The organism is Spiroplasma endosymbiont of Halictus nicosiae (assembly GCF_978018445.1).
Map to the genome: position 1 here is coordinate 917558 of NZ_OZ389573.1, position 24706 is coordinate 942263.

General features: G+C 23.7%; 34 protein-coding genes and 2 pseudogenes. 6 read left to right on the top strand and 30 right to left on the bottom strand.

All coding sequences use genetic code 4. The annotated features are described in order from the left end of the window. The first annotated feature begins 55 nt into the window (after positions 1 to 55). Positions 56 to 1438 (top strand): DEAD/DEAH box helicase, encoded by a 1383-nt coding sequence (locus tag ACZ91P_RS06195; protein ID WP_465158501.1) that lies wholly within the window; start codon positions 56 to 58, stop codon positions 1436 to 1438. A gap of 273 nt (positions 1439 to 1711) precedes the next feature. Continuing rightward, positions 1712 to 3307 carry an MATE family efflux transporter gene (locus ACZ91P_RS06200; protein WP_465158502.1) on the top strand — a complete coding sequence of 532 codons (1596 nt, stop codon included), beginning with the start codon at positions 1712 to 1714 and terminating at the stop codon, positions 3305 to 3307. Between the two features lie 101 nt (positions 3308 to 3408). Here the strand turns inward: ACZ91P_RS06200 and ACZ91P_RS06205 are convergent, their stop codons facing one another. From ACZ91P_RS06205 to ACZ91P_RS06215, 3 genes are all read right to left on the bottom strand, one after another. Next, on the bottom strand, positions 3409 to 4524 hold the full coding sequence (locus ACZ91P_RS06205; protein ID WP_465158503.1) for a GNAT family N-acetyltransferase: 1116 nt from the start codon (positions 4522 to 4524) through the stop codon (positions 3409 to 3411). Positions 4525 to 4783: 259 nt separating this feature from the next. Beyond that, positions 4784 to 5146 carry a hypothetical protein gene (locus tag ACZ91P_RS06210; protein WP_465158504.1) on the bottom strand — a complete coding sequence of 121 codons (363 nt, stop codon included), beginning with the start codon at positions 5144 to 5146 and terminating at the stop codon, positions 4784 to 4786. A gap of 90 nt (positions 5147 to 5236) precedes the next feature. After that, positions 5237 to 5827 (bottom strand): UPF0236 family transposase-like protein, encoded by a 591-nt coding sequence (locus ACZ91P_RS06215; protein WP_465158505.1) that lies wholly within the window; start codon positions 5825 to 5827, stop codon positions 5237 to 5239. A gap of 72 nt (positions 5828 to 5899) precedes the next feature. Between ACZ91P_RS06215 and ACZ91P_RS06220 the strand changes: the two genes are divergently transcribed. Continuing rightward, a complete protein-coding gene (locus ACZ91P_RS06220) occupies positions 5900 to 6127 on the top strand; it encodes a hypothetical protein (RefSeq protein ID WP_465158506.1) in 228 nt (75 codons plus the stop codon). 20 nt (positions 6128 to 6147) lie between these two features. On the opposite strand, the pseudogene ACZ91P_RS06225 reads toward ACZ91P_RS06220, so the two are convergent. The 9 genes and pseudogenes from ACZ91P_RS06225 to ACZ91P_RS06265 form a co-directional block, all read right to left on the bottom strand. Next, positions 6148 to 8241, bottom strand: a pseudogene (locus tag ACZ91P_RS06225) (spiroplasma phage ORF1-like family protein). A 12-nt stretch (positions 8242 to 8253) separates the two neighbouring features. Further along, positions 8254 to 8391, bottom strand: a complete 138-nt coding sequence (locus ACZ91P_RS06230) for a hypothetical protein (RefSeq protein ID WP_465158507.1) — start codon at positions 8389 to 8391, stop codon at positions 8254 to 8256. Beyond that, positions 8378 to 8506, bottom strand: coding sequence for a hypothetical protein (locus tag ACZ91P_RS06235; protein WP_465158508.1), 129 nt, complete (start codon positions 8504 to 8506; stop codon positions 8378 to 8380). Before ACZ91P_RS06235 ends, ACZ91P_RS06230 begins: the two co-directional genes overlap by 14 nt. Before the next feature lie 41 nt (positions 8507 to 8547). Next, positions 8548 to 8904 (bottom strand): hypothetical protein, encoded by a 357-nt coding sequence (locus ACZ91P_RS06240; RefSeq protein ID WP_465158509.1) that lies wholly within the window; start codon positions 8902 to 8904, stop codon positions 8548 to 8550. Further along, positions 8897 to 9121, bottom strand: a complete 225-nt coding sequence (locus tag ACZ91P_RS06245; RefSeq protein ID WP_465159036.1) for a hypothetical protein — start codon at positions 9119 to 9121, stop codon at positions 8897 to 8899. The genes ACZ91P_RS06240 and ACZ91P_RS06245 overlap by 8 nt, the downstream gene beginning before the upstream one ends. A 275-nt stretch (positions 9122 to 9396) precedes the next feature. Continuing rightward, positions 9397 to 9534, bottom strand: a complete 138-nt coding sequence (locus tag ACZ91P_RS06250; RefSeq protein WP_465158510.1) for a hypothetical protein — start codon at positions 9532 to 9534, stop codon at positions 9397 to 9399. Then, positions 9528 to 10103 (bottom strand): hypothetical protein, encoded by a 576-nt coding sequence (locus ACZ91P_RS06255; RefSeq protein WP_465158511.1) that lies wholly within the window; start codon positions 10101 to 10103, stop codon positions 9528 to 9530. Before ACZ91P_RS06255 ends, ACZ91P_RS06250 begins: the two co-directional genes overlap by 7 nt. Before the next feature lie 64 nt (positions 10104 to 10167). Continuing rightward, the gene (locus ACZ91P_RS06260; protein WP_465158512.1) at positions 10168 to 10398 is read right to left on the bottom strand and encodes a hypothetical protein; all 231 of its coding nucleotides are present in this window, start codon (positions 10396 to 10398) and stop codon (positions 10168 to 10170) included. Positions 10399 to 10471: 73 nt separating this feature from the next. Continuing rightward, positions 10472 to 10717 carry a hypothetical protein gene (locus tag ACZ91P_RS06265; protein ID WP_465158513.1) on the bottom strand — a complete coding sequence of 82 codons (246 nt, stop codon included), beginning with the start codon at positions 10715 to 10717 and terminating at the stop codon, positions 10472 to 10474. A gap of 91 nt (positions 10718 to 10808) precedes the next feature. On the opposite strand from ACZ91P_RS06265, the gene ACZ91P_RS06270 reads away from it, so the two are divergent. Together ACZ91P_RS06270 and ACZ91P_RS06275 are read left to right on the top strand one after the other, a co-directional pair. After that, positions 10809 to 11507 (top strand): hypothetical protein, encoded by a 699-nt coding sequence (locus tag ACZ91P_RS06270; protein WP_465158514.1) that lies wholly within the window; start codon positions 10809 to 10811, stop codon positions 11505 to 11507. A gap of 414 nt (positions 11508 to 11921) precedes the next feature. After that, positions 11922 to 12467, top strand: coding sequence for a hypothetical protein (locus ACZ91P_RS06275; protein ID WP_465155082.1), 546 nt, complete (start codon positions 11922 to 11924; stop codon positions 12465 to 12467). Between the two features lie 207 nt (positions 12468 to 12674). Here the strand turns inward: ACZ91P_RS06275 and ACZ91P_RS06280 are convergent. Continuing rightward, positions 12675 to 12782, bottom strand: a pseudogene (locus tag ACZ91P_RS06280) (RNA-binding protein S1); the annotation flags it as partial. A 445-nt stretch (positions 12783 to 13227) separates the two neighbouring features. On the opposite strand from ACZ91P_RS06280, the gene ACZ91P_RS06285 reads away from it, so the two are divergent. Further along, positions 13228 to 13428 carry a lipoprotein gene (locus tag ACZ91P_RS06285; protein WP_465158515.1) on the top strand — a complete coding sequence of 67 codons (201 nt, stop codon included), beginning with the start codon at positions 13228 to 13230 and terminating at the stop codon, positions 13426 to 13428. Positions 13429 to 13769: 341 nt separating this feature from the next. Here the strand turns inward: ACZ91P_RS06285 and ACZ91P_RS06290 are convergent, their stop codons facing one another. From ACZ91P_RS06290 to ACZ91P_RS06370, 17 genes are all read right to left on the bottom strand, one after another. Further along, positions 13770 to 14588 (bottom strand): hypothetical protein, encoded by an 819-nt coding sequence (locus ACZ91P_RS06290; protein ID WP_465158516.1) that lies wholly within the window; start codon positions 14586 to 14588, stop codon positions 13770 to 13772. Between the two features lie 707 nt (positions 14589 to 15295). Then, on the bottom strand, positions 15296 to 16069 hold the full coding sequence (locus tag ACZ91P_RS06295; protein ID WP_465158517.1) for a hypothetical protein: 774 nt from the start codon (positions 16067 to 16069) through the stop codon (positions 15296 to 15298). Beyond that, on the bottom strand, positions 16059 to 16271 hold the full coding sequence (locus tag ACZ91P_RS06300; RefSeq protein WP_465158518.1) for a hypothetical protein: 213 nt from the start codon (positions 16269 to 16271) through the stop codon (positions 16059 to 16061). The genes ACZ91P_RS06295 and ACZ91P_RS06300 overlap by 11 nt, the downstream gene beginning before the upstream one ends. A 200-nt stretch (positions 16272 to 16471) precedes the next feature. Further along, on the bottom strand, positions 16472 to 16981 hold the full coding sequence (locus ACZ91P_RS06305) for a hypothetical protein (RefSeq protein WP_465158519.1): 510 nt from the start codon (positions 16979 to 16981) through the stop codon (positions 16472 to 16474). A gap of 13 nt (positions 16982 to 16994) precedes the next feature. Further along, a complete protein-coding gene (locus ACZ91P_RS06310) occupies positions 16995 to 17264 on the bottom strand; it encodes a hypothetical protein (protein ID WP_465158520.1) in 270 nt (89 codons plus the stop codon). A 15-nt stretch (positions 17265 to 17279) separates the two neighbouring features. Then, a complete protein-coding gene (locus ACZ91P_RS06315; protein ID WP_465158521.1) occupies positions 17280 to 17423 on the bottom strand; it encodes a hypothetical protein in 144 nt (47 codons plus the stop codon). A gap of 28 nt (positions 17424 to 17451) precedes the next feature. Then, positions 17452 to 18213 (bottom strand): hypothetical protein, encoded by a 762-nt coding sequence (locus ACZ91P_RS06320; RefSeq protein ID WP_465158522.1) that lies wholly within the window; start codon positions 18211 to 18213, stop codon positions 17452 to 17454. A 44-nt stretch (positions 18214 to 18257) separates the two neighbouring features. Then, positions 18258 to 18512 carry a hypothetical protein gene (locus ACZ91P_RS06325; RefSeq protein WP_465158523.1) on the bottom strand — a complete coding sequence of 85 codons (255 nt, stop codon included), beginning with the start codon at positions 18510 to 18512 and terminating at the stop codon, positions 18258 to 18260. A gap of 9 nt (positions 18513 to 18521) precedes the next feature. Continuing rightward, positions 18522 to 18983 (bottom strand): hypothetical protein, encoded by a 462-nt coding sequence (locus ACZ91P_RS06330; protein ID WP_465158524.1) that lies wholly within the window; start codon positions 18981 to 18983, stop codon positions 18522 to 18524. An 11-nt stretch (positions 18984 to 18994) separates the two neighbouring features. Next, positions 18995 to 19795, bottom strand: coding sequence for a hypothetical protein (locus ACZ91P_RS06335; RefSeq protein ID WP_465158525.1), 801 nt, complete (start codon positions 19793 to 19795; stop codon positions 18995 to 18997). A 39-nt stretch (positions 19796 to 19834) separates the two neighbouring features. Beyond that, positions 19835 to 20215: a hypothetical protein gene (locus tag ACZ91P_RS06340; protein ID WP_465158526.1), complete on the bottom strand. Its 381-nt coding sequence runs from the start codon at positions 20213 to 20215 to the stop codon at positions 19835 to 19837. A gap of 29 nt (positions 20216 to 20244) precedes the next feature. Next, on the bottom strand, positions 20245 to 20715 hold the full coding sequence (locus ACZ91P_RS06345; RefSeq protein WP_465158527.1) for a hypothetical protein: 471 nt from the start codon (positions 20713 to 20715) through the stop codon (positions 20245 to 20247). Next, positions 20652 to 21059, bottom strand: a complete 408-nt coding sequence (locus ACZ91P_RS06350; RefSeq protein ID WP_465158528.1) for a hypothetical protein — start codon at positions 21057 to 21059, stop codon at positions 20652 to 20654. Before ACZ91P_RS06350 ends, ACZ91P_RS06345 begins: the two co-directional genes overlap by 64 nt. Before the next feature lie 345 nt (positions 21060 to 21404). Further along, positions 21405 to 21536 carry a hypothetical protein gene (locus ACZ91P_RS06355; protein WP_465158529.1) on the bottom strand — a complete coding sequence of 44 codons (132 nt, stop codon included), beginning with the start codon at positions 21534 to 21536 and terminating at the stop codon, positions 21405 to 21407. Between the two features lie 12 nt (positions 21537 to 21548). After that, positions 21549 to 21947 carry a hypothetical protein gene (locus tag ACZ91P_RS06360; RefSeq protein WP_465158530.1) on the bottom strand — a complete coding sequence of 133 codons (399 nt, stop codon included), beginning with the start codon at positions 21945 to 21947 and terminating at the stop codon, positions 21549 to 21551. After that, positions 21928 to 22659, bottom strand: coding sequence for a hypothetical protein (locus ACZ91P_RS06365; protein WP_465157820.1), 732 nt, complete (start codon positions 22657 to 22659; stop codon positions 21928 to 21930). Before ACZ91P_RS06365 ends, ACZ91P_RS06360 begins: the two co-directional genes overlap by 20 nt. A 743-nt stretch (positions 22660 to 23402) precedes the next feature. After that, positions 23403 to 23738, bottom strand: a complete 336-nt coding sequence (locus ACZ91P_RS06370) for a DNA adenine methylase (RefSeq protein WP_465158531.1) — start codon at positions 23736 to 23738, stop codon at positions 23403 to 23405. Positions 23739 to 24706: the final 968 nt, after the last annotated feature.

Sequence of the window (24706 nt, forward strand, 5' to 3'; positions counted from 1 at the left end):
AATTTCATTTTTTAAATATGTTATAATTTGGAAGGTGAGAAAAGGGGGTTAAATTATGAGTAATTTTAATCAATTTGGTTTTAAGCGGTTTTTAAATTTAGGCCTTGCTGAATTAAAATTTGTTGAACCAATTATTGTGCAAGAAAAAGTAATGCCATTATTATTAAAACATCAAAATGTTATATGTAAGGCACATACAGGAACTGGAAAAACATTTGCGTTTTGTTTACCAATTTTAAATAATATAAATTATGAGCAAACAAAAATCCAATCTATTATTGTAACCCCAACCCGTGAATTAGCAAAACAAATTTATGATAATATTCGTTTTTTTAAAAAATTTGAACCAAATTTACAAGTTAATTATTTTATTGGTGGCGAAGATATTAAACGTCAAATTAAACAATTGCAACGAATCCAACCCCACATTATTATTGCTACTCCAACGCGACTAAAAGATTTGTTTGAACAACAAAGCTTAAATTTAGGTAAATTAACAACTTTTATTATTGATGAATGTGATATGCTTTTTGATTTAGGTTTTATTGAAAATGTTGATTATATTTTGAGCAAAGTGAATCCTAATGTTCAAGTATCTGTTTTTTCTGCAACAATTCCGCCTGAGTTAAAACCTTTTTTAATCAAGTATTTAAAAAATCCACATTATTTAGATTTAAATGCCAATCAAATAACAAATCAAAACATTACACATATTTTAATTCCAACAAAACATCAAGAGCGAGAAACAATTTTATTAAAACTTTTAAAAACATTTGATCCATATTTATGTTTAATTTTTGTTAATAAAAAAACAGATATTAATAAGTATTATGATTTGTTATTAGAACATAATTATTCTGTCATCCAATTACATGCTGGATTAGAACCACGATTACGAACACAAGTTGTTAAACGAATTCGAAATTTAGAATATAAGTATGTTATTGCCAGTGATATTGCAGCGCGTGGAATTGATTTTATTGGTGTTAGTCATGTTATTTCAATTGATTTACCAAATTATTTAGAATATTATATTCATCGTAGTGGTCGTACTGGGCGGGCAAATTATACTGGCTATAGTTATGTTCTTTATGATACAAAAAATTTAAATTTAGTGCAACAATTAATGACAAAAGGAATTATTTTTAAAACAAAGAAATGAAATCAACAAGGAGAATTGGTTGAAACAGTTCTTAGTGATGATAAGCCTAAAAAACATTCTTCTCTTGCAGTTGAGAATGAAATTAATAAAATTATTCATCGTTATAAAACAAAAGATAATAATAAAAAAATTAAACCTGGTTATAAGAAAAAACGGAAAGCGGAAATTGATGAATTTAAAAAACAAGTTCGTAGAAGTCACATTAAAGAATCAATTAAAAAAATTAAAAAAGAAAAAGCAAGAGAACGGGCAAATAAATTATTTAATAAAAATTAGGCGTCCTGTACAATGAACCGGCAAAAAACAATCTCACAAGAATTGTTTTTTGCCGGTTCATTGTACAGGACGCCAAATATTATCGAAATTTACGATCGTGTTGTTTTTTCAGTTAATAAAAATTTTGGTAAAGCAAGTGCATTAAGTAATTAATGTTTAAAAACCTTAGTAAAATAATTTTTTTAAGCTATAATTATAACGAAGATTATTAATGTAGTTTTAAAATTACTTTACATCGTAAGGTTTTTTTTATTAGGGCGGGAGGAAATTAATTTGTCAGAAGTTTTAACAGGTCGTGAAAAAAAATTACGGTTTGAAAAACCTTGAAAAACAATAGCATACTTTTGTGTTCCAACTGTTTTCTTAATGATTGTTCAAGGGTTATACAATATTGTTGATAAAAGTTTAGCATTATCATTTGCCGCACCTGATTTAATTCATGATCAATTTTATATTGATGCATATAATCGGTTAAAAAATATTAGTGTTACAGAAATTCCTTTAGCTGATATGCAGTCATTTATTAATGTTGCAACTCAATATGCTTCACAAACATATAACTTACAATGGTCGTTTAGTATTATGATTGGAATGGGTTGTGCAATGAATTTTTCAATTGCTTATGGGCAACGTGATATTCCAAGTATGCGTCGAATTGCAGGAAATGGTTTTTCATTAACAGTTCTTTTTTCAATCATCGTCGCATTTGCAATTTTTTGTATTGTATTTCCGGGATGAAACGCTATATTTATTACTTCTCAAATGGGAAAACATTATAATCCAATTACAGAAAGTTTATGTTGAGAATATTCATTTCCAATGTTAGCAGCAGCACCAATGATGTTTTTAAGTTATTATTTTATGTCGTTAATTCGTAGTGAAGGACGAATGAAATGAGTAATAATTATGATTTTAAGTTCATTATTAATTAATGCTGCAGCGGCCATTTTCTTTATGAGAGTTTGTCATCTTGGAATGTCAGGAGCAATGTTGGGGACAGTTTTTTCTTGAACAGTACAAGTAATTTGAGGATTTATTATTGTTTTTAAAACAAAAAATAGTTATTCAAAATTTTACTGAAATGACTTATTCCAAATTGAAGGAAAAAATATTGCTAATTTTACTAAAGCAGGATTACCAAATTTTATTAATAATGCTGCTTTAGTCGTTACATCTTATGTTGCAACATTCCTTGTTGTTCAGTTACCAAACCAAGAATATCATAATGGGATTGCTGTTTTGCAGGAACTTTATTCTTCAATTGTGCCATGAATGATATTAGTATTATCAGCAGGGGTTGGTGTTACACAAGGGGCTCGTAGTATTATTGCTTATAATTATGGGGCAAAAAAGAATGCTCGAATTTGAGAAGTTTTAAAACGGGTTAGTTTATTAATTATTATTTGATTTTGTTTAATGTTAATTGTCTTTATTATTTTTGGAAAAGATATGATGATGTTATTTGCTTTTCCTGAAAAATATGCAACGAAATATCGTTGATGAATTGTTTTAAACTTTATGACTTATCCATTTTGTTCATTAACTTATATTACTTTAACATTGTTCCAAGGAATTAATCGTTCCTTTTTAGCAACATTTACAAGTAGTTTACGTTCAATTGTTGTAATTTTACCATTAATTGGAATTGGTTTTGGCGTTAGTCAAGCAACTGGAAATCCAATTTTCTATTATGTCTTTATTGGTTTAAATGATTTAATTTCAGCAGCAATTATTATTCCAATTTTAGTTTACTACTGAAGAAAATATCGTAACAAATTAGTTGATGAACCTGATCCATATTTTAATGAATATCAAGAAGATTTACGAACTAAAAAAGTTTTAAAAGTGAAACATCAACAAAAAAAATAACAAGGTTTGAATAACTAAAATAGACACATAAAATTAATTTTATGTGTCTATTTTATTGAAGATTATTTGTTATTGATTATAAGATAAATTTATAAGATAAATTAATTATTATCATCTCTTTCAACTAAAATTACTCATTTATCTTTTATTGAAAAACTATAACAGTTTTGGTGATAATTGTTAATAGAAAAATCATTTAATTCTTTAAAAGCCATTAAATATTTATTATCAGTAATTTCTTTATTACATTTCTTACAACTAAAATTATTTATCATTTGATTAATTGCTGTTTGGTTCATTGTTTGAAGATGTTTAATCTTACCACGACTAATTTTGGTTGTAATTTGACTTAAATTAGTGCTTTTTGTTTTTGTAATGTATTCACTTAAATATAAGTTAATTGGACGAAATCCTAATTTGCGATAAACATTATATCCTTGTGATGTTGCAATCAACCCAACCAAATCGTAACCTTGATTATAAACACGATTAATTAAATGATTCATCATTAGTTTTGCTAATCCTTGTTGGCGAAAATTTTGATGAGTTGAAATATCATCAATAATTGCAATATCTTTTTCAAAGTAAATATTTCCAGTTGCTGCAGGAAGATCATTTTTATATAATAAATCAATTTCAGCGGTATCTTTATTTTTATTTAATTTTAATAAAGTTTTATAAAATGCATAATCTCAACTTTTTGATCCCATTGCACTTTCAAGAATTTTACTAAAATCATTTAATCGTTTATTATCATTAACACGTCGAAATTTAAGATTTTTATCAACTTTTAATTTTACTTTTTTTCATTTTGTTAAATCAAGTACCATTCCAACTAAAATTTCATTTTGAATAAATCCTAATGATTCAAAAAAAGCTTGTTCTTTTTCATCAATTTGTTCACCAATGGTATATCATAAAAAGTCTAAGTCATTATCAACATAGTCTTTTACTAACTCTTTAACACGTGTAGCATCTTCTTGGTAATCTAATTGGGTACTAATTGCAATGGTATATGTTTTATCATCATCGTTGCTAATATCGGTCATATAAATTTCATTTTCAGTATCAATTAATTCATTTCGAATTCGTTTATCTTGAAAGGGATTGGTCATATAACGGACAAAATTTTGTGCTAATTTTGTTGCCTCATACTCACCTTTAATTCGAAACATTCGCTTAATTTTCGGATTCTGTCGATACTTTTTTTGTTTCATTTTTTCATCCACCTTAAATTATATATATTATATCGTGTTTTTAAGGAAACTAATATTAAAATATGTTGATTTTAAAAATAAATTTAATAAAGATTAGGGAGTGTTGCATATAAACGGGGTATTACTTAATTTATTTAAAAACAAGAAACTTTTTTCTTTTATAAAAACATAATAACACAAAAAATAAAAATACAAAAAATAATTTCATATTTTAAAATACTAAAAAATAGTTTAAAAACTAAAATTAAATTATTTTAAATTAACTAAAATTAAATCTCATAATTTTTAAATCCAAAATATTTTTAAATGTTGAAAATGAAAATGTTTTATTCCCATATCCCAAACAAGATTTTACAACTCTTGAAACATCACTTTCAGCAGATACGCCAATATTTCACTCTTTATTTTGATTTAAAATACCATTTTTTAAATTAATAAAATACCTTAATTTAATTCTTTCATTCTGCAATAATTTTAAAAAAGTTATAAATTCGTCGTATTTTCCTTGTAAAAATAATTCCTTTGCGTGTAAATAATTTTTAAAGGATTCTTTACTACGATTACCACAATATATATTATTCTTTAATTCTCTTATTGCATGAAATCTATGAAATATAAACATACCATCAAAAATTTTAGCAGTTTTTTTAATTCATTTAGCACTATCCCCACCAATAATTAATTTAATATTTTCATAATTTTAAAAAAATTTTTAAATTTGTTTTTTAATAAATAAAGCATTAAATTCTGCTCCTCGAGTTTTCTTATTAAGAAAAAAATAACAATATTTTTTATTTAAAGATTTATTATTTTCTTTTCCAGTATTAAATGAAATTATTCTAACAGTTTGCAAATAAGATTTATTATTTTTATTTTTTAAAGTTACATATTTTTTATCTTTTCTTTTTATTAATGCTTTTCGTAAAATACGCGAAACAGATGAAAAATGCAATTTACAATTAAACATATCTAATATATCACTATATCTTTTATTTTTTACTATTTCAGCAATTATTTTTAATTTTAAATCATTAATTATTCTTTGTCATTTTTCAACTCCAAATTGTTTATCAACAAGAGGAACATATTTTCACTTACCCTTATAAAGATATTTGTAAATTCTTCTCTTATAAATTAATATTGCAAATTCTGTTTTAATTTTTCTAGTTTTTATTTCTTTTACAAAATATTTTATTTTATCTCGTTTTTTAAAAATTATATTATCAATTCTTTCTATCTTTTCTTTTAACTGATTTAAAGCATTTTCATAAATATTTGCACTAAATTTATTAAAATTAAACATTTTATTATTTCCTTTCGTTAATGTATAGTATAATTAAAGTAATTATAATATTTTACAGAAAGGAATAAATATATGAAAAAGTTATTAAGTATTTTAGGAGAAGGAAATACTAAAAAATGATACATAGGTATTTTAAAAAAAGATAATAAATGAAATATTATAAAATGAAATGGAAACAAAGAATTTTATTCATATTATTATGATAAAGTTTATTATTGAAATGGTAATAATGAATCTAATGATTTACAAATACCATCAATTAATCCCAGTACTGGTAAAATTATAGATTGAAAAGAATAAAAGAACTTTATTAGTCCTTTTTATATTAATCGTACAAATTTCATAAAAATAATTAATAAAAATATATTTGTTATTGTATTATATAATGCTGGACTAAATTTTCATACCTCAAATGTTTGATTAAAAAAACTATATATTGTTTCAAAAATTTTTCCAACTCCACTCGCTAATTCATTAACTTGTTTTACACCCGGAATATTATTAACAATTCAAATTGCCGCATTACGAATATGACATACTAAGTTATATCAACTACAACTTTCATATTGTGCTTGTCATCATTGACCATCAAAAAATAATCCACCATTATTTATTTCTTGTCAGTTATAAATATCAAAATTAAAATCATAATAACAATACATATCATTTTCTTTTTGTGCTTGTAATTCAAAAACATTATAACCAATTTTTTGTTCTTCAATTTTTTTATATTTTAAACCATATTTATCTTTTAAAGCACCTTCAAAAACATAACCTTCATTTTGATTAATATTATAATTATTTGCAACTGAAAAATTATAGTTAAACACATTACCATAATTTGTATTATAAAACCGATTTTTAAACGCTGAATACAATTTAATATCTAATTGTTTGTATTTATCAGAAAAATAAAAGTAACGTGGATAAATTTTAAAACTATTATTCACTAATAAACCATATTTTTTATTATATCCTTGCACATAAGTATTATTTTCTAAATCAAAAATTGTTCGTAAATAATCTTTATAAAAATTTTGAGAAACCGTAAACATACTATTTAATAATTTTTGAAATTGAGTTTTATTAATATTGCTTTCCTCAATTAATACATCTGTAAAATTAACTAATTTTAAACCAAAAAAGTTAATTAAAACCGTATCATATTGTAAATTATCAATATATCCACTTTCAATAAAATTACTACGATTTTGAAATACTGGTTGACCTTTCATCTGTTCAAAAATCTCTTTACCAGTATTAGGAGTATTACCCTGATAATAATTATATGTTTCAGCACTAAAATTAAATGTATTTTCCTTATCTTTCATAAAAGAAAATAAAAAACCTAAATCATCAGTATACCGATAATTATTATAATCATATCCATTTCAATATTGCTTAAGATGTGTTAACTCTAAACTCCCAGCAATAATATTTTTCTTTTCATCAATCGTCAAAATCATCCGATAAATTGATTTTTTAGTTAAAATAGTGCCAGTACTAGACTTATCCAAATTATTAATAATTTCAAAATCAAATATTATTCTTTGACTACTCAAATTTGGATCATCATAATCAGGGTTACCACCTTGTTGAATTCGAATATTTTCTTGGATAATAACATCTAAATAATTATTTAAAAAATCCTTAACTTTTTCTTTATAAATATCTACTTCAAACTTAACATTTCCACCACTATCAATTTTTGGTGTTTGTGGTTGACCTTCTCCATCTCAACGATAAATTTTATCATAATAATATGAATAAAATTCTTTGTTTCCATTTCATTTTATAATATTTCATTTATTATCTTTTTTAAAAATACCTATGTATCATTTTTTAGTATTTCCTTCTCCTAAAATACTTGATACTAATTTTCAATTATCAAAATCATAATTTAAATTAACTTGTTGCAAATTATCAACACTTTTTTCTAATTTATTTATAATTTCAACAGTATTAAAATATTTTGCAAATGAATACGAAAAATTTGTTAATTCTTTTAAAAATTGTTTTTTATCAACATCATAGAATTTATCAATGTTATATTGTTTAACATAACTATCTCAATTTTTATATAAATCCATAAATTCATCACTAGGTTTATCAAATGAAATTCCCGTTGAATAACTATCCTTTTAAAAATCTAAATATCACTTATCATTATAAGTTAATGATTGTGATGTTTTTAAAGTCGGATTAATAAAGTAATTTGTTTCTGACCAATTTTCAAAAAAACTACTGCGTAAAAACATTGTATTAATAAAATCTGTTTCATTCATTCCTGTTGATTGTTGCTTAACATTATAACTTTGTTTTAGAGGTTTAAACGCTGTTAAAGTAATCAAAGGAATAACTAAGCTTAAAATACCTAAAATAAATATTGAAAATAAAGATATTGTTTTTTTCATATTTAACTACTCCTAACTATAGAATGTTTTTGAAACAATAAACCCAACTATATATAAACTTGATATCGTTAACATTAGTGGATGACTAAATAAAATTGCCATTTTGCCAAACAAAGAAAGTAAAAAAGTATCAGAATTATATAAATTCATAATAATATTTTTGCTGATGTCAACTGATTAATAATAACCATAATTTAATAATAACCATAATAAATCCGGTTCCAAATATAACGATTGCCGCTACTAAAAAAACTAATCTAATCATTATTTATTCACCCTTCGGTATCCTTGTTCTCTTGTTTTTGCTTACCTAGCTAAACTTGATAATTGTTGTTTATTACGATTAATTTTAAATTGTTTACGTTCTTCAACATGTTTTTGTATACCTTGTTTGCTATCTAAAACTCCACGAGCTGTTGAAGAATATAATTTTGATGTACTATTTTGAACAGTTGAACCTAATTCATTATATTGTATTGATGTACCATGAATAGCATAAATTGTTAATTTAATAACCATAAAAAAGATCACAAAATAAGCAATCGTTGTTTTTGTCATTGGCAATTTAGTATTTCAAATCACATCAAAAATAAACAAAAATACATCAAAAATAAAACTAAAAATTTTGTCTCAATTACTACTTTCTGATAATAAATTAATCATCTTTACCACTTCCTTTTTCTTTTTTAAGTTTTAAATTCTTTTTTAAAATATCAATATCAAACAATTCTAAGCGTTGTTTATTATTTAATTTTGATATATCTTTTCAATATTTGTAGTCGGAAAAAATCTTAGGTTTTATAAAAATTATAAATAAAGTAATTAAATACAAATTAAAGTAATCGCTTATTAGAACGATTTTTTTATTTGCATTATTCATCAGATAGTATCTTTAAAATTAAAAATTAACCTATTTTGCCCTACAAACTAGTTAATTTTGGTAGTATTCATTATTCTTAGGTTTTTAATAAAATTAAGTAATTAGAAACAAATTAAGTTTCGCTTATGACTAAATGATAACAAAATTTATAAAAAATTCAACTTTTTTTAAAAATATAATTTTTAGTTGAAAAAATAATTTATAAAATTATGAATTTTGACATACTAAAAAATACTTTTTAAAGTTATTGCTAATTTTAAAAGGTTTTTTATTTTTTATAAAGATAAAAATTGATTTTGAGATTGATTTAAATTAAATATATTAAATTCAATCTTTTCTTTATTTTTATTAGTTTTATCAACTTTCTCATTATTAATTTGATTATTAAGTCTTAACATAGAAGCAATTAACATATTGATAAATGTTTTTCTTTACAATATATTTTTGCGCCACGCCCTTTAACAGTCTTAATATAATGCGATACATCACCCTCAACATGACAACCAATATTATATTCTAATGATTGATTTACAATACCTTCTTCATTACTTTTAATTAATTCAATGATTTCTAATAAAAATATTTTTTTATTACCATTAACATATGGTAAATGACATATTAAAAAATCTAATAATAATTTATAATTTCTAGTAAAGAAATATATTTTTGCTAATTTATATTTTATTCTATGAATTTTGATTCTATTTCGATTTGGGAATAATTGTTTAAATCTATTTGATAAATGAAATTTATCTAAACTATATGATACAGTATTATTTTTATATTTTGCTTTTACTGCTCTATAAATTTTTTTAATTTGTTTTTCACCATCACTTAATATTAATATTTTAGTATTTTGATTAATATCATAAGTATACATTGATTTAAAAATTTTATCAATAAAATTATCAATATTAGATTTATTATTTTTATTCTTATTATTTTTATTCATCATTTGAAAAACGCCTTTTTTCTTTTTCATTTTTATTCTGGTTTTTGTTGACTTTTCTTGATCAACACCAACATGCATAGTCGCAAGAAATATTTTATTTTCAATTTTTTTTATTTTCTCGCATTGGTTCAAAAGCTCCGTCAATTTGAATATATAAAACATTATTTGGAATTTTAATTTTATTGTTATTTTTATTACTAATGTAATCGATTTCTTCTAAATCGGCACTTTTAAAAATATTAGATATTGTTCTTTCACTAATATTTGTATTCTCTGTTGTATGTAAAATATCTTTATATCTTTTTCCATCACCTATAAAAGACATATATTTATTTTTTAAATTTATTTCAATTCTTTCGTATTTTTTAAACCTAATTCTTCATCTAAAGAATAACGATTTATATTTTCTTTTTTTCTTCATCATATTTAACATATAATCTTCTTTTAAAAGGAATATCTCCATATTCTGTTTTAATTGTTTTTGGCAATTTTGATATCACCTTATATCCTTGTAATATTTGTTCTTGTTGATATAATTTAAATATCTCATTATTTCTTTCAATCAAGAAATTTTTAGTTTCATTGTTTGTTTCTATTATTTTATCTTTTTTATAATCTTCTAATAAATTTTGTTTTAATTCCATTTTATAATTTCCTTTCATATAAACAAATTATTTTAAAATATGATACTCAATACTTCACATAATCTTATCAAAAAAAGGAGGCTATTTAAAAATGCAGGATTTTACCAAAATTAATAACAAAAAACGGATTACTAGTTATAAATATTTAAATAAAAAATATGATTTGAATTTTAGTGACTATAATTTTGGTTTTGATTGAGAAGTATTTAAAGACTTTGTTAGTGATAGTTATGCCCGATATTTTACTTCACCAACTTTTTTTAAGTTTGTTTCAGCGGGGCGTGGTACTAATAAAACATGAAATCATTTAGCAGAAAAATTATTTTTTGCTTGTAATTTTACTGATGCTTCATCTAACATTTTACGAAGATATGCCAATACCCATGAAGATACTACATTTGGCGATATAATTAATGTATGTAATTATTTATACGATAAATATGGGATTAATATAGGACCCGACAATGAAAATGGCATTATTTGACCTAAAAATGTTAAAGAAGGTGGCGAAATTGTTTTTCCTAGTGGTGTGAGAATTGCTTTTGTGGGTTATGCTAATGGTAATAAAATTATGGGAAAAGTTGGTAAAGGTAGTGGTATTATATCAGCGTGAACAGATGAAATGATACATGCTGAAGAAAAAGAAATTTTAACTGATAAAGAATTAGATAAACGTTATAATAATTTGCGAATTTCGATGTTTAGATCAAAAAACTTAAAAGTATCTTTTGAAAAATATACTGATGAAAATGATAATGAACAATATAATTTAAATAACATATTTTCATAAAACATATTCTAATCAATTTACTTTTAATCCTTTTGATAAATACCATGTCTTTTATGAAAAATTTGTAACCCCATATTTACCCTTAAATGAAAGAATTAAAAATATTTTAAAAGAACACAATCAAGTATATTCAGAAAATAAACAAGCATTTAATGGTTTGGGTATTTTTAATTTACGATTAACAATGGGTGCTGTTTGAAATAAAATACCTGATATTACTAAAAAACTTGTTTTAACAAACAAACAAGAGCGACCTGATTTATTGAACTTGAATACTACGGTTTTGAATATAATGATAATGACCCCAGTATTTATGTTTTACGAAATTATCGTAAATATATTAAAGAGTATAATTTACAAGATTTTTATAATTCCAATACAAAACAGTATCAATTTGATAGTTATTCAATTGGTGTGGATTATGCTGATGGTAGTGAAGACCACACGGTGCTTTTATTTAGTGATTATAAAATTAATGAAAATAATGAATATGATAAATATTTAATTGAAGAAAATGTTGTTACACCAAAAAACGCAATGAATTTAAATGAAATAGTTGAACATTACGGGCAATGAATAATTAATACATTTGATAAATTTGATGATTTTGAATATGCTACATTTCATTATGATATTAATGCAGACGACTTTATGCAAAAATTACAAGAAGATATTTACCCTTATTTAGGCTATAAAATTAAGATGTTTAAAGCAAAAAAACATCTGACATCTCTTAATAAAGAAGCAGGTATAATCAATCGCGTAACCTGAATAAGAAAAATGTTTGTTCAAGGTAAAATATATGGCATATTAGATAACTTCCCATTTTTAGATAAGTGCATTAGTGAACTAAGATTTAGTGATACCAAAACAAACACACCCGATAGTAAAATGTACCATGACCCATATGATGCTTTGTTTTATGGTTCTTATCCATATCGTTTTAAAATGGGAATATAAAAAAGGTTTTAAAAACCTTCTAAAATTTATAAATTTTATTTACTTTTTATTTATTAAATAATTAGTATTTAATGTTTTTTTTAAACTAGGTGATTTTTCTTGTATTTTATTACCATCATAATTTTTCAATAGTTCAGAATGACAATTTTTATAACTTAATTTAAGATGTTTTCTAACTGAATTAAAATCTAGTATCTCAACTTCAATTTCATCACCAACATCAAAAAAATCTCTAATATCTCTAACAAAGTAATCTGAAATATCACTAATATGAATTAAACCATCAGCCTTTTCTGCTCTGCAAAAAAACCATAAGGTATAATGTTTGTTATTTTAACATTAACTTTATTTCCTTTTTTATACATAAAATTAAATATACTTCCTTTCTTTAAATGCTTTAATTATATCATTAAGACTATAAAAATCATTTGCAGGAATTGGGCGAGCGGTTGATTTTCTTAAATTTTTGTGATAAAATGACTTACAAGTTAAAAAAAGTTTTAAGGTTTTTTCAAATAAATTTGGGAACTTTTATAAAATTCTTCGCTTAATACTTAGAATTTTTCTCAAGTATTTTGAAAAGCGCGGCAAAAATTTTTTTAAACTTTAAGTAATTTTTCACAAACTTATGAAAATAACCGCGAGCCCAGATTGATCCTTTCCATATAATAAATTAAATAATTTCCTTTCAAACTGTTAAATAGTCCTTTTATATATATAATTGTGATTCTAAAAAGATTTAGCGAAAGGAATTATAATAATGAAAAAGATATTAAGTCTTTTAAATACAATCACTTTAATTGGAACAAGTACAACAAATTTAGTTGCTTGTAATAAACCACAATATAGCGAAAAAGAATTAGCAGATTTAAAAGAAAAGAATAATATAAAAACAAACGATGGTATTTTAGAATGAATAGCACCACAAGAAAAACCATTTAATCAAGTGGATAATAAATAATATTTTGCTATATGGAAACCTAATAATTCTATTTATTGAAAAATATCAAAATTTAAACACGATACAAATAAAGAAAAAAAATTGAGGCTTGAGATCCATTAAAACCATATTATATTGATCTCTTTTTATGGGTTTTTGAAACAAAAGAACAAGATTTATTAATAGATGATCAATCAGAAGGTAAAATAGAACGAATTTTTTGAAATGAAGATAAGGGACAAAATTTTAAAGCAGTTTATCATTGAAATTTAGAAGATACTAATGTACCTAATTTAATTATTGATAAAACCGGTAATGTAAAAGTTAATGAATAATAAAAAGTCATTTATTAAAATGACTTTTTATATTTCTAATATAATTAATGATAATTTTTCATTATTTTTATTAAATAGTTGTAAATTATTAATATTAATTTGTTCTTTTTCTGTAAAAATTGTAATTTCATAATTACGATAACCTCATATACTTGATATTTCAATTTGATTTAAATTAAATAGTTTTTTATCAAAAGTTATTTTAATACTATAATCAATTAAATCTTCGATTGTACTAATTCAATCTATTTTAGAATAAAGTAATTTATATCATTCAGAAAAATAATTTAAATAGTCTTCTATTTTGTCATTAGAAACAATTAAATTAGTTAAATATTTACCATATTCACCATCAGATAATTTAATTTCTGATGGAATAAGAGAAGGAATGTTATTTGTTTCTAATTCATTTGTTAATGATAATCAATTAAAAAAATTTGCTTCTAATTGATAAATAGGATTTTCTGAAATATCTTTGTTTTTAACATTTACTTTAATTTCATTATCTTTGTTATTATTAACATTTGGTTGTTGTTTTAAATTTCAATCAATAATTTTTCCAGTACTTGAATCAATTAAAGGTTTAAGAGGTTTACCACCACCATTTCAACGATAAACTGCTTTAAAATTTTGTCCCTTATCTTTATTTCAAAAAATTCGTTCTATTTTACCTTCTGATTGATCATCTATTAATAAATCTTGTTCTTTTGTTTCAAAAACCCATAAAAAGAGATCAATATAATATGGTTTTAATGGATTTCAAGCCTCAATTTTTTTCTTTATTTGTATCGTGTTTAAATTTTGATATTTTTCAATAAATAGAATTATTAGGTTTCCATATAGCAAAATATCATTTATTATCCACTTGATTAAATGGTTTTTCTTGTGCTTTAATTTCTTTTCAATAATTTACTGGAATTGGTGGATTAGAACCAATAAAATCAAAATATAATGAATATATTTGTACTTGACAATCTGAAAAATAAAAATATCCTTCTTCTAATCTATTTGGTTTTGAAATTAGTTTGAAATAATAAGGAGAAAATAATTTAATATCATCATTATAACCTTTATTAATAGCATATTTGCTATATGTGTAATTTGAAAGCATATAGATAATTTGTTTAAATATTTTAATAATTTTACCCTTAATAAGGGTTGGATTATCTAATTTTCAATTTTCAAACAAACCATCAATTACATCTTCGGGTTTTTGACCTTCAAATTTTTGGCGTAATTCAACCGCTTTATTAGTAGGATTACCTTTTTCATCGTATTTTGCTCCTTGAAATTTACGGTCATAATTATAACGATATGTTAAATAATTCAATAAAACTTTATCTAAACCATTTTTATTTATTAAATCTAAAATATCTTTACCTTCAATATAGTTTTTTGCAATACTTCATGATAAAAAACTTTCTGTAAATCAATATTGAAATACTCTTAAATTAGGATTTGTTTCAATTGGCATTGATAATAATGGTACTAAACTAGCATTTTCAATATTTGATGATGGAAAAGAATAAACACCATTGATATTGCCTCAATACTTAATATTTCCAAATAATTGATTTAAGGTATTTAATTTCAATGCCAGTAAATACTGTATCTTCTGGCAATGATTTTTGTAAAACTAAATGAATACTATTCTGATTTTTTCACTTAAAATCAGTTATTTTAATTAAGTGGGTAGATTTAATAATATCAATGCCATCAGGTGAATAAGGACGCTTATATTCTTCAATAATATAACATTCATTTTTATTGTTTTCGGTAATTGGTTCATTAATAGAAACTATTTTTAAGTCATAGGATTCTAAAAATTCTTTATCTTGTTTTGAAATATCATTGATTAAAATATCTTTTTCATCAATCATTACATAACTTGTGCTATTATCTTGGATTGTGGTATTTTGTTGAATTTGTAATTTAAAATTAAAATCACTAATTTCATAACCATTTATTTTAGTATATTCATCTTTGTTAATAAAACCTATTTTAACGCTATTTTGAGAATAGTTTAAGGTTGGTTTTTGTTTTGTCTTAACAAGATTATTAATTTTATAAATATATAAGGTTCTTGCATGGGCTTCTGTAAATAATTGTTCTAAATCAGGGTCGCTGTACTGCGATTGACTAGCAAAATCTAACGGAATACTATCAATTGAATAGTCAATTGGTTCATCATTTTCTGCTAATAACTTAATAATAAATTCAGTTAATTTAATTTCTCTAATATATATCATTTGTTCATACGAAGCGTTTGTTTGAATATTTACACCAGCAACTTCTGCCTGAGTTTGTTGTGCTCGCTTAGCAATCATATATTTTAGTTAATTGCTCACCTTTAAAATTACCAGCAATATAGTCTACTGGTTGAAAATTACTATCAGGGTCTCCTTCAACTAATAACAAGTCATTTTCAATAAATGATGCCAGCATTTTACTAATTTCTTGGTCAACCAAATCAGTAACTCCATTAGTATTAATAGTAAATTTACCACTATTTAATAATGGATTTAACATTATCTTTTCAGCAATAATATCTAAAATACTAACAAATTGTTTACCATAACGAGCAGAAGGCTCAAAATTAGGGTTATTAGGAATAATTTGAATTGGAATAAAATTAAGTGGTAATATTTCTTCTCTTTGTAAAGTTGTATAGTTATTTCATTTAACATCATCAATATATAAGTCGGTAATAGTACTATATAATCGTGTTTTTAACTTTCTAATAACTTTAACTTGTTAGTTACAGCATCAATCTCTAATTTTTCAGTAATAAAAATACTCTGGTCATTTTTAATATAAGGGTCATAATCAAAAGTGCAAGATACTAAATTACCTAATTCATCATACTGGTCATTGTAAAAATCAATAGTAATAAAATTAAGTTTTGAATTATTAGCAAAAATAAAATATGCACCTTTACCATTCTTATTAATTTTATATTCGTTATATCAATTCTTATTGGTAAAGTCCTGCATTTTTAAAAAGCTATTAATTAATTTAGTATCTATTTTTTGATTAGTAAGTGGATTATAAATGCTAATTTCTAAATCTCGCGGATTTAAAAAATTAGCATTATCTTCACAAATTCTTTTTTCTAAAATCTCATTATGTTTTTGAACAGTAACATTTTTACGATTAGTAAACGTTGATGCTAAATTAAGATAATAACTATCAATATCATATTCTTTTTTTAATTTCTTTTTTGCTGGTAATAATTCCATTTATAACACCTCTTTATTTTGTTTTTTCTTTTTTAATAACATCTTCAATACTATCTTGTTTTTGTTGTTTGTTATGTGTTTTGATAAATCTAATTGTTTCAATAATCAAAACTATAATTTCAGCTCCGATAAGCATTGCTGAAACAATAACATATGCTGATCAAGAAATACCTAATGTTTTTTCTCCTATAAAACAAATAATAATTCCTGCAATAAAAAACAATGATGAAACTCCAAATATTTTCAAAAACATAATTACATCTTTAACTTCTACTTTTGGCATAATAACATCTCCTTTCTAATTTACCTTTTTTCTTTCAATAAACACAAATCCCAAAGGTTTAAATGTTGCTGGACCATTAACTCCAATATTAATCAATCCATCAGGATTAATAGATAATGCTAAACATGCACTATTAACTGCTATTTGATTATATAACACATATTGTTTGTCTAAAACTATGCCTTGTTTACAACATCCCTTGACTTTTTAAATCTCCTTTGATATTTTTTCCTGAGGCTCAAATTCTATAAATATAATTTTCTTTATCAAAATTAGGAATATTATATCCAGTTTGACCAACTATAAAATCACTAGTATCAACAATTTCTCAATCTGGAACTTTTGGTATAACAATTGATTTTTTTAATTCATCTAAAATTTCTTCTTTTATTTTTGCAAGTTTTTCATCTTTAATTTTTTCTATAACAAGTTTATCTAATAAAGCATCAACTTCTAATTGAGTATAATATGCTTCTAAATCAATCATTGTTAAATCAATACCTTCTTCTTGAAAAGTACGAAACATTTTCTTTAAAGTTGTTAAATTAGCCAATGATTTTGCATAGGTAGGCAATAGACCTTGTCATGTTGTAATAGGGTCATTTTGTGAAGAATAATTAATATCACTAACACTCATATTTGCCAAAGTAAAAAACTCAATTGGAATACGGTTAAATGTTCGATGTTCAATCGTAATAAACACCATATTAATACAAATTTTCTTTAATAATGGGTCTTTAAATGTTTCAAATTTTAGCTTTGAAAATGGATAGTTTAAGTAAGAATTAATCATATTTTGGGCTCTTAAAGCAAATGTTTTAAATCATAATTCTACATCACCTTTAAAGAACTTATTATAACGAACTGGAACTTTTGTAATTTTACCTGTCATTGGAATAAAATTATTATAATTTTCCAAAGTAACATTTTGTCATAATTCATTTAACATTTAATTATCTCCTTATCATTTACTTTTTTTAGAATATATTTTCTTTAATATAAATTTTTTACTTTTTTGTTTAAATCTTGTTTTGTTCTGAGTTGTTTATATGCTTGAAATACTAGTCCATTACCCAATAAACTAGTAATTGCACTATCTTCTAGCGTATTTAACAATTTATCTTTATTAAAGTTATTTTTAAATTGTTCTTGCATTTTTAATATCTTAGCAATTGTCCGATATATTTTAAAACTATCTTTTACTACTTGCTGATAAGCAAGTGGGGCAAAAGAAACTAAATTAAACAAACTTGTTTTTTAAAATCCCCAACCAATAAACCATTCACTGTTCATATAGAATTTAAACGGTTCAGGAGCCAAAACAAACTGTTCTGCTTTGATTAAAGTTGTCATAATGACAATAGGGACATATTTAGGATTTTTATAATATATTGTTAAAGCAACTTCACCCGCAACTGATAAAGGAACAATTTTAACTGCTAAAAAAACATCAGAACCATAAGCAAAAGGTAATAATTGACCTTTTTTAATAGCCTTAGTTTCAAATTTAGATAATATTTTTTTAGTTTTATCAGTAATTTTACTAATTACTTTTTGTTTAATAGTAATTATTTGTTTTTCAATTGGGGCTAATAATTTTTTAGTTACTTTTTGAATATAAAAATTTGGGTTTAAATGATTTAAAATTTTATTTAATTTAATTGATGTTTGATGAAAAATATTTAATAATTTATTATTATATATTTTACTGCCCCTCATTAAATTAGCATTTAATAGTAGATTTTTACCAACACCTTTTTATGAAGATTAGTCATAATGTTATATCACTCATTAGTATTAATTTTGCTTATTTTATCAATATTTAATCCATATTCAGACAATCATTTATTAGCATTTATTTCATTTATGCGTGGTATTTTTTGAACTAATGTAGGACTTATTTTTTGAATATTTTTCTCAATTTTTAATAAATTATTAATTGTTTCTAAATTAGAAACTTTAAAACCTTTATAAAAATCATTTCGGGCTAATTTTCCAATTGTATATAATAAAGTTTCATTATTAGCCTGCTTTGTAAAATCAAATATTAATTTAGAAGATAAAATCTTTTTACCTGTAACTTGCCTTACAACATCTTCTAAATTATTAGCAGTTATTACACCTAATTTTTCAAGTAGTTTAGTTTCTTTTGCTAATTTTAAAATTCTAGTTGTTCGAACAGCACGCGTTAATTTACCAATTTCACCAATTGCTGGTAACAAATTTAAGGCGGTACTTTTTGCTGTTACTTCTGATGTTAATTTATCATATATTTGATTTACGGCAAAATCGGTTGCTGTTTCTACTTCAAATGAGATAAATGCTGCGGCAAAATTAGATAATCCCGCACCAAGACCAACAGTCGAAGCAATACCACCAGTTAAAACTGATAAACCAAGTGCTAAAACTTGAATTCCTAAAAATTCTAATAACTGTAAACCAAAACTTTTTTCTTGTTGTTGAATTGACAATCTAGTTGGATTTTTTTTAACAGCATAAATAAGGGCTGTTTTAGATGTTCCAATTGGCATATCATTTATCAAACGAAAAAGTACTATTTTTTAGTACTATTAAGAATTTTTAATTTTAACATCAATCGGATTTGTTTGACCAGTAGTGTTGTTTTTACCTTCAATTTTGACAAAAACCTTGGTATCATTTGTAATATTTTTTGGTCAATCAACACCATCACTTTCAATAAAGTAATCAAAATCACTTTCAGTTAAAGAACTATTTACTGCTTTTACTGCTTTTAAAACAACATCTTTAAATTGTGGTTTTAACTGTTCGGCTGTTGCTTTTGTTGGGTCTGCAACATGAATAGTTGGTTTATCTAATTTATTAATTTTACTAATATCAATTTTTGAAACAATATGTTTAATAATTCCTTTTGGTTCAACCACTGCTCCACCTAAATATAAAACTCTTTCCATAATCAAAGTATTACCCATTCCAGTACCTAACGCAGCAGCACTAACTCTTAACGGAGTATGATCTTTTTTGCGTAAAATAAGAGGGTATATTTTTTGCTAAACTTAAAGGCAATTGCATTAACACCATCTGGTAATAATTCAATTGTTCCTTCTGAACCATCTTTATTAATAATTGGTAATTTTTTAGGAACCATATAGTATGTTGTTCCTTTAACAGTTTTTATTGCTCCACTTGTTGTGATTACACTATTTATTTGGTCGTTTGCTCCAAGTTGTAACTGTAATTTATTACGAATTCCACGAATAAAATCAGCCGAACCTAAAACAATTGTTTCTGATGGAGTAAAGCTGTTTTCATATATTTTATCCATAATTTCATCATGAATTTGTAAAGCATTTGTATCATCTGCTTTTTTGCCTTGAATAGTTGTAACTGTTCCTTTATTAATAATTTCTAAAATTTTATTGCGTTTATAAGCAACCTCAGTATCATTGCTTGCTCAATATCGGCAGCCCAAAGATTAGGATTAAAATCATTTTCTACAGGGTCTAATTTACGAGCAAAAGTTAAAATTGTATCTAATTCAACAACTCCATCTTCAAATTCTACTGTTGAATATTTTAGAAGATTATCATCGGTATTAAATACTTGTCCATCTTTTCCCAAACCTTCATTATATTTAATATTTTTCTTTCTTTTATATGTTAAACCAAATTTATTTTCTTCTTTTCACGCAAATAAAGCTTCTCAACTAAATTTTTGTTGATAAGTTTGTAAATATCATTGTTCAAATGTTTCTCGGTCTCTTTGTGTTGCTTGATTAGCAATATCTCCGAAAATTTTTTGTGGGTTTTGTGCCATAATTTACTTCCTTCTTTCTATTTATTAAATACATTGTCTGTATCTAAAATATTGTTTTCTTTATTTACTACTTTTGGTACGCCCCCAGTATTAACTGTTTGTACCTTAATTAATTCATCATAAACACTTTGCAATTGTGTTTTAATGATTTCAATATCATCAGTAATATTATAAGATTTTAATAAAACATTTTTAAAATCTTCATTATCAGTTGAAGAATTAATAAAATCAATTACTTCAATTTGTTTTAGTTGAATTGTTTGTTGTTCAATTTGTGAAGTTAACTCAGTATTTTTTGCTTGTAGTTCGTTGATTTGCTGATTATTATTTTCTAAATTACTTGCATTAAATTCTTCAATTTCAGCAGTATCTTCTAAAATAATTTCAGCAAGTTTTAATATCTAAATTACCATCTTCATTTTTAATAGGTTCATTATTTTCATTTATAAGAACATATTTTACATTTTTTAATGCCATTGTTTTTTTCTCCTATTTTTTAATATTTGTATTTGTTCTTTTTCTAATCGCTTTTTGTATAATTTCAAAACTATCTACTCTAAAAGACAAAAAATAGCGTTTAGTTTTTATATTTAACTGATTAAATACTGAGCCTTTAATTTTTATCTCATAATTTTTTTTTAATTTCAAAAACTCAGTTAAAACAGATGGGTTATATATTAATAATGTTGAGTAATTTAATCCTTCTCACTGACATTTAGCCGAACAAGCATCAACTTCAATACCACCAGCAACAAGAGCCTTAATTTTTGTTTTAATAGGATTTTCATGTAATCTAACAGTTAATTCTAACTTATTAACTTTTTTATTTTTTATTTTAGGTTTATTAGTTATTGATTTTTTAGGTAAATTACTTTTTGTTTGTGTCATTTTTATCAACTCCTTTTGCTAAAAAATACTGTAAATGTTTTCAAGCATCGTGTTCGTGCTCTGACATTTTAATATTTCCTTTATAAATATAATTTTTCTTAATGACTGGTGATTGAAAAATATATTTTAAATTAAATAGATATTTGCATAAAACTTTTAAACCACCAATAAATTTAGGAGTAGATAATGGATTTTTTATTTTTAAACCCTTATGAAGTTGATAATCTTCAATTATTACAATAACTTTATTTAAATAAGAACAAATTTTATTTTTAAACTCATTTAATATTAAATACATATTATTTATTGCTTCTTCTTCATTTTTAAAATTAAAAGTAATATTATTAATTATTTTATTTTGTAAAACATTATAAATAATAATACCAGTTTGACCAATTCCAGCAGGGTCAATTGCAATAATATATTTTAATTTATCTGGTTTATTTTTTTGTCAATTTGTAATATTTTTGATCCATCTGATGCTAAATCTAAAATATCGTTTATTTTGTAATGTTGCATAATAAGAAGCAATAATATCTCACTTGTTTTCAAATAAAATTAAGTACATTTTTGCTCATTCTAAACATTGAAAATCATAATGCTTTTTATGATGTGAAATACGACAATTAATAGGTTCACAATTAACTCAATCAAAAGATGTTGTTATTTCATTTCAAGTTTTATTAATATACAAACTTTTATATTCTGTCATTTATCTATACTTCTTAATTCTTTTTATTTGTTGCTCAAATTTCATCATTAATATTATTTGCAGTTACTGGATAAGCACATATCATTAATTCTTGTAATTTATTTTAATATTTAATTACTTCGCCGCCCGCTTCACTTTGGGGAGTGAGCAGGGGCGGATAGGATATTTTGATAGAGTTTACCCCCATACAGAAATAAAAAAACAGTTTACCCAGTTATTAATTACGCTTCATCCATCCCTACACAACTTTATATAAAGAAAATAACCTTTTGGAGTTCCAATCCTCTTGTTTTTTTAGTGTCCGGTATTGTTTTTTTCGGTTTAACAGCACTTTTTTATAAAAACAAGCCAAAAAACACATGCTCTGACATTTCACAAGTGATTAATCTTGTCGAGAATTAAAGAAATAAATAGGAGAGTAAATCCAATCGCTTTCACACTTTCTTTAAGACTTCGTGCCATAGATGAGTTATCCATCTTTAAGCATCAAAATATTAAGTTTTAGTATTGCATTATTCATCAGATAGTACCTTTATTAAAAATGATATTATTAGTTGTTAAACCGAAAAAATATAATAAATCACAGAAAGGAAATTATAAAAATTAACTAGTTTGTAGGGCAAAATAGATTAATTTTTAATTTTAAAGATACTATCTGATGAATAATGCAAATAAAAAAATCGTTCTAATAAGCGATTACTTTAATTTGTATTTAATTACTTTATTTATAATTTTTATAAAAACTAAGATTTTTTCCGACTACCAAAATTTAAACAATAATCATCAAACATTTTTTCTTTCAATTCGTTAATAGTTTTTGAATTAGGATATGCTAATTTTTTCAAATAATTCAATTCAATTAAATGAATACCATATTGTCAAAATTCAATTAAACTAGTATGCAAATCATTAAAAACTACTTTGTTACATAACTGCTGGTCTAACACATTTAAGCCAACTGAAGCACCGCCACAAAATAAATCTATAAATTTATCAAATTTAGCCGGTAATAATGCTTTAATTTTATCAAAGTGTTTAGCTTTTCCACCTGGCCAAGACAACGGACTAATAAATTTCATTCTAATCCTCCTTTACTATAAAATGTTTAAATAATGTATATGTATTGTAATAAACATTGTTATACTAATGTTTAAATAATGTATATGTATTGTAATAAACATTGTTATACTAATGTTTAAATAATGTATATGTATTGTAATAAACATTGTTATACTGACGAATTTTTTGATAAATCGATAAACCAATTCAAGCAAAATTCCTAAAACAATAACAATACTAAATATTCATGTTAACCATACTGGCATAATTTAATTCCTCCTAAAAATTTAGCTTGCGCGACACGCTCCGCGTGTTTGCTACGCTCAAAAATAAACAATATTGAATAAATTACCGCTAATAAATTACGCGGATAATTTATTCATTTTCTTTTACATTATTAGTTACTATAAAGAAAAAACAAGATTATATCTTGTTTTTAACTAACAACCCGTATCTTTGCAACGGTCCCAAAGATTATTATAATTTTTCTTTATTATACCTTATTCACACTTTACATTAAAAATTGTAAAATCAACCACGATCTAGATGATTTTAAAAATAGAAATAATATTTTTAAAATAAATTACTTTGCTTATATAAATCAGAAATAAAGTCTACCTTTAAAAGAAGTTATAAATCAGTTAAAAAAGAGCTTAATATATTTTTAAAAAAACTTGGTTTTAATAAAAATGAAACTATTAAAATATCAACTAAAATTTTTGACCACATTGATGAAACATTAGAAACATATGTAAATAGTGGAATTAATGCTGAAATTGATGCCGAAGCATTAGAACCAATATTTAATGTAAAAAATAAAAATATTGAAAACAATAAAAGATATAATCAAGATTATGCTAATGAATATAGAAAAGAATTAAACAAAACGAATTCAAGATTTACTGTTGAACAAGTTGAAGAAGATAAAACATATAGTCGATAATAAGAAATAATAAGATATGTAATAAAAAAAAATAGGGATAAAATT